3 protein-coding genes are annotated in these 3,957 nt (G+C 72.7%); 1 reads left to right on the plus strand and 2 read right to left on the minus strand.

Annotation, left to right across the window (positions count from 1 at the left end; genetic code table 11):
* Nucleotides 1-557: 557 nt before the first annotated feature.
* Entirely contained in the window at nucleotides 558-1,520 is a 963-nt protein-coding gene (locus VIM19_05360; protein ID HEY5184331.1) for a UDP-glucuronic acid decarboxylase family protein, read from the plus strand.
* 87 nt (nucleotides 1,521-1,607) lie between these two features.
* Here VIM19_05360 and VIM19_05365 read toward each other — a convergent pair whose 3' ends face one another.
* The gene (locus VIM19_05365) at nucleotides 1,608-2,555 is read right to left on the minus strand and encodes a hypothetical protein (GenBank protein HEY5184332.1); all 948 of its coding nucleotides are present in this window, start codon (nucleotides 2,553-2,555) and stop codon (nucleotides 1,608-1,610) included.
* A gap of 79 nt (nucleotides 2,556-2,634) precedes the next feature.
* The coding region (locus VIM19_05370) for a sugar transferase (protein ID HEY5184333.1) at nucleotides 2,635-3,957 on the minus strand (1,323 nt) is incomplete at its 5' end.

A 3,957-nucleotide genomic window follows, 5' to 3' on the forward strand; every position in this document is an offset into this window, starting at 1 on the left:
ACCCCGCGGGTCAACGTCTCGCCCACCACGGACATGGAACTCCTGGTCGAGGACCAGACCGTGGCCGCGGGCGCCACCCCCAACGCCACCATCGGCACCGGAGGCAACACCCCCTGGCTCGCCGCCACCATCGTGTTCAAGCATGGCTGACGGATGTGGGGTGGATCGGGTCCTCCTTGGTCCTTGCCCGCGCTGAGGCGCGACCGTAGAGGTGGGTGCCCAACGGATTGCCTGGCATGTCGGGGCGAGGGGCGGACGGTCTTGGGGTCCGGCGCCACGGGTGCGGCTGGTCTGTGGTGACGTCGAACCGGCCTTCACCGGCGGCACCGGCGGATCCACCGACATCGACACCGTCAGCAACATCGCCATCACCGCGAACAGTTGACCCTGCGCGACCCCGGGGGCCGCGGGGAGCCGCTTGAGGCGGGCACCAACCGGTTGGCGGTGGCCGCCGCGGTTGGCCGTGGGTCCTCGGTGTCGCGGTCCGCGGCCCGAATATCCAGCCGGGTGAGGGATGATGGCGGCGGAGCGGACGGCGACGTGGGGAGTAACGGCGGATGGGCAAGCGCGCGGTGGTCACGGGTGGGGCCGGTTTCCTGGGCTCGCACCTGTGTGAGCGGCTGCTGGACGACGGCTACGAGGTGGTCTGCCTGGACAACTTCCTCACCGGCAACCCGCAGAACGTGGCCCACCTGCTGGAGAACCCGAAGTTCCGGCTGGTCCGCGCCGACGTCACCGACTACATCCACGTGCCCGGTGCGGTGGACGCGGTGCTGCACTTCGCCTCCCCCGCCAGCCCGATCGACTACCTCGAGCTGCCCATCGAGACGATGAAGGTCGGCTCGATCGGCACCCTGCACGCCCTCGGCCTGGCCAAGGAGAAGGGCGCCCGGTTCCTGCTCGCCTCGACGAGCGAAACGTATGGCGACCCGCAGGTCCACCCGCAGCCGGAGACCTACTGGGGCCACGTCAACCCGGTCGGCCCGCGCGGGGTGTACGACGAGGCCAAGCGGTTCGCCGAGGCGCTGACCATGGCGTATCGGCGCACCCACGGTGTGGACACCGCGATCGTGCGCATCTTCAACACCTTCGGCCCGCGGATGCGGCCCAATGACGGCCGGGCGATCCCCACCTTCATCCGGCAGGCCCTGATGGGCCAGCCGATCACGGTGGCCGGTGACGGCAGCCAGACCCGTTCGATCTGCTACGTCGGCGACCTCATCGACGGCATCGTGCGGCTGCTGCACTCGGACCTTCCCGGCCCGGTGAACGTCGGCAACCCGCACGAGCTGTCCATGCTGGCCCTGGCCGAGTGGATCGGGCAGATCGCCGGCAGCGCCTCACCGATCGAGTTCATCGAGCGCCCCGAGGACGACCCGACGGTCCGCCAGCCGGACATCACCATTGCCCGCGACCAGCTGGGCTGGGAACCCCAGGTTCCCATCGAGGAGGCGCTCAAGCGCACCGTGGCCTGGTTCCGCGACCACCCCGATCTCGCCGACCTGCCCACCTCGCCCTGATCACCGCTGGCGGGAGAATCCTGCCTTGCTAGGGCACTTCTCTCCCACTGACGGCGATCTTGGACGGCGACGGTGACGGCACCCGTCCTACGAGGCGGGCACCCAGCTGCCGCCGGAGTCGGCAGTCACCCACACGGAGGTGCTGTCCCACAACATCCCCACCGTGTCGGTGGCGAAGGCCAGTCCGACCGGGCTGCCGTCCCCGGCGTCCTGCACGCAGCCGGCCTGCTGGAAGGTCGCGCCGCCGTCGACCGATCGCTCCACGGCCACCCCGGTGCACGCTTCCGAGCCGTCCACCGCCACGGCCACCGAGGACGTCGTCACCGCGGACAGCGCGACCGCGCCGGGTACCGAGCCCCGAGTCACCCAGCGCGAGCCACCGTCGGTCGAGCGCTTCAGGGTCCCGTCAGAGCACAGCAGCAGCGCGTCCGTGGTTGAGATGCCGGCCAGGTCGACGAGCGTGGCCGTGGCGGGGCACGGCAGCGCCACGGTCCCGTTCGGGGTGTGCACCTCCCGGACGCCGGCCGCCGCTTCGCGGTGCCACGTCGAGGTGGCGCTCTGCGCACCGGTCCAGCTGCGGCCCGCGTCGGCCGACCGGTACAGCGCGGACACGCAGCCCGGCCCGGCGCCGACCACCCACAGGTGGCTGGCGTCGACCACGTTGACCCGCTGGACCGAGGTGACCGGCAGCGTGACGGTCCGCCAGGTCGCCCCGGCGTCGGTGCTCACCGCCACGCTGCCGCCACCGCTGGCGCAAGACCCCGCGACGGCCCGCACGGCCAGCCCGGCGCCCAGCGACAGCGGGGCGGCCGGCTCGGCCGGGCCCGCGGCAGCAGCGGCGAGCGATGCAGGCGAAGACGCGGTGGCCGCGGCTACGGACGGGACGACGACCGCGCTCGGCTCCGCCGTGACCGAGGCCTTCAGCGTCTCGGCGGGAGCCGGCCGGGGCTGCAGCGCCAGCCAGGACAGCGCAGCCGTCACCCCAGCAAGTGCCAGCAGCAGCGCCGTCCCGAGCACGCGCCGAGCCATGAGCATTGCGACACCTTCCCCGAGAGCTGACTGCCGTTTCGACCCTTTCTACCCGAGCGGACGCCGCCGCCCGGGAACGCAGCGCTCAGCGCGCGCCGCCGCGGAACACCGTGACCACGGTGCGCAGCAGGATGAGCAGGTCCATCGGCAGCGACCAGTTCTCCACGTAGTACAGGTCCAGGCGGATCGCGTCGTCCCAGGACTGCTGGGCCCGGCCGCTGATCTGCCACAGCCCGGTGATCCCGGGCTTGACCAGGTGCCGGCGCTGCTCATCGCCGACGAACTCCCCGGCGGCGACGGCCAGCGGCCGCGGACCGACCAGCGACATCTGCCCGCGCAGCACGTTGACCAGCTGGGGCAGCTCGTCGATGGAGGTCCGCCGCAGGGTCCACCCGATCCGGGTCACCCGCGGGTCGTCGCGCATCTTGAACAGCATCCCGCCGGCGTCGTTGTTCGGGCGGACGTCGTCCCACTGCTGCTCGGCGTCGGCGAACATGCTGCGGAACTTGTACATGGCGAAGTGCTTGCCGCCCAGCCCCACCCGCTGCTGGGCGAAGATCGCCGGCCCCTGCGAGGTCGCCCGCACGAGTATGCCCACGACAGCCAGCAGCGGCGACAGGACGACGAGCAGCGCCAGCGAGCCGACCCGGTCGAGGACGCCCTTGACCAGCCGGGCGCCGCCGCTGAGCCGCGGCTCGTCCACGTACAGCAGCGGCAGCCCGGCCACCGGCCGCACGGTGATCCGTGGCCCGGCCACGTCGGTGACCGCCGGCGCCACGACCAGGTCGACGGCGCTGCCCTCGAGGCTCCAGGCGATCCGTCGCAGCCGGGCGGGGGTGATCGACTCCGACGCCGTGACGGCCACGACGTCGGCCCCCGTGCGGGCCGCCGCCGCGGCGACGTCGTCGTGCCCCCCGAGCACCGGCACCACCGAGCCGCGCCAGCGCTGCTGCGCGCTGGGCAGGCAGACCCCGACGACGACGAAGCCGGCCGCCGGTTCCTGCTGCAGCTGGGTGACGAAGTCGCCGACCGAGTGCCGATCGCCCACCACGACGACCCGGTGGCACAGCCGGCCGCGCCGGCGCTGCGCCTTGAGCCACGAGCGCACCGCGAACCGGCCGAGCAGCAGCAGCGCCAGCCCGAGCGGGAAGGCCAGCGCGACGTAGCCGCGGGCCAGCTCGGTCTTGCCGACGTAGCTGACCACCGCGGTGATGCCGAACACCCAGAAGGCGGCCCGCACGACCCGGCGGTACTCCTCCCCGCCGAGCCCGAGCACGCGGGGCTCGTAGGAGCGCTGCAGCACCAGGGCGAGCATCCAGGCCGCGCCGATCACCGAGGCAATGACCGCGTAGTGGGAGTCGCTCGCGCTCACGGCGGCGACGCCGAAGCGGGCCAGGGAAGCCACGAC

This window comes from Actinomycetes bacterium (assembly GCA_036510875.1).
Lineage (GTDB): Bacteria > Actinomycetota > Actinomycetes > Prado026 > Prado026 > DATCDE01.